We start from the raw sequence: 552 nt of genomic DNA, 5'->3' as shown, positions 1-552 counted from the left end.
TGCGTCGGCCGGTGCTGGGTGAGCAGAGCCGGCAGGCGCGAGCGCCCGCCCGCCGTGGTGTCGCCGCTCACGCTGGCGTTCACCACCGTGGCCGAGATCTTCTCCGCGGCCAGTTTCTTCTCCAGCAGCGCCACCCAGCCCGTGCCGCGTGCGAGCCCGTACTCGGCGCTCAGCGAATCGCCCACCACGAGGATCACGGGTTTGCCGCCTGCAGGCGCCGGCTGCGCCCCTGCGGAGGGCATGCAAAGCCCCAGGGCCCAGGCCCCCATGGCCGCCACGATAAAGTCACGCCGGAACGCATCGAATCGCATCACTGCAAGAGCACCTTTCATGTCGGAAACACCGCCGGAAACTCCTTCCTCCTCCACCGCCGCCGCCAGCGCCCCCGTCATCGCCGTGGAGCACGTGCACAAGTCGGTGACGGATTCCACCGGCACGCTCGACATTCTGCGGGATATCGATTTCCGGCTCGCCGCGAGGGACACCGTGGCCATCGTCGGCGCCTCGGGCTCCGGCAAGAGCACGCTGCTGTCCATCATCGCGGGGCTGGAC

Annotated in this window: 2 protein-coding genes; one reads left to right on the top strand and one right to left on the bottom strand. The window is 69.2% G+C overall.

Annotated elements, in window-relative coordinates; genetic code table 11:
• Window positions 1-332: SGNH/GDSL hydrolase family protein (locus GVL52_RS31750; protein ID WP_368735336.1), on the bottom strand; the 332-nt coding region annotated here is incomplete at its 3' end.
• Between GVL52_RS31750 and GVL52_RS31745 the strand changes: the two genes are divergently transcribed.
• Window positions 331-552 (top strand): ATP-binding cassette domain-containing protein (locus GVL52_RS31745; RefSeq protein ID WP_160012692.1); only part of this gene is annotated, 222 nt, incomplete at its 3' end. The two genes, GVL52_RS31750 and GVL52_RS31745, sit on opposite strands and share 2 nt — an antisense overlap.

This window comes from Rhizobium sp. 18055 (genome assembly GCF_902706285.1).
Taxonomy (GTDB): domain Bacteria; phylum Pseudomonadota; class Alphaproteobacteria; order Rhizobiales; family Rhizobiaceae; genus Rhizobium.
Note: the sequence above shows the minus strand (reverse complement) of the source record. Positions and strands in the feature narration are given on the sequence as shown.